Below are 683 nucleotides of genomic sequence, written 5' to 3' on the forward strand. Positions count from 1 at the left end.
ATTAATGAGGATTTTGTACGTCATTAATGAGTTTATTTGCAAAATGCATAAATAGTATATATAATGAATTTATCCTATTTAAGGCGTTGAGATAATATGCAGAAAGGTATAGTTAATAAAAAAGCTGATTTAGCATTTAAAGATCTACTTTCTCGTCAGGACTATTTAGTGGTTCAAGCAAACGATCTTGCTCGTGCATTTGGAAATCTCACTTCTTTCCAGCATAAGGTTTTGGATTATTGTTTTAGTTTTGTTACAAGGGATAGTGTAGCTTCAGATGAATATGTTGCCAATGCGTTGGATATTATTCACCAGTTAGGTCTAAATGCTTCGGGTCAGAATTACAAACGAGTAGCAAAAGCTTTTAAAGCATTAAATGAAAATACAGCGTTATATTTTAAAGTAAAAAGAGAAGACGGTAAGATTGGAATCTTAATGACACAATTATTTAGCCGAATCAGTTTTTTCCAAGATGGGCAAATACGTTTTAAATTTTCTGAGGATGCTGCGCCTTATGTCTATGATCTTAGAGAACACTACTATTCTTTTAAATTAAGTGAACTATCCCATATAAAATCAAAATACAGTTTGATTTTAATGAAATTATGGCAATCACATAGAATGGACAAAAAACAAACAAGCACTACCATTTCGGGAAGTCTTGATGATTGGGAAAGTTGGTT

Annotated in this window: 1 protein-coding gene; it reads left to right on the forward strand. The window is 31.8% G+C overall.

Annotated elements, in window-relative coordinates:
* Positions 1 to 96 precede the first annotated feature (96 nt).
* Positions 97 to 683: replication initiation protein (locus FC65_RS10995; RefSeq protein WP_056972793.1), on the forward strand; the 587-nt coding region annotated here is incomplete at its 3' end.

The organism is Ligilactobacillus acidipiscis DSM 15836, assembly GCF_001435755.1.
GTDB classification, from domain to species: domain Bacteria; phylum Bacillota; class Bacilli; order Lactobacillales; family Lactobacillaceae; genus Ligilactobacillus; species Ligilactobacillus acidipiscis.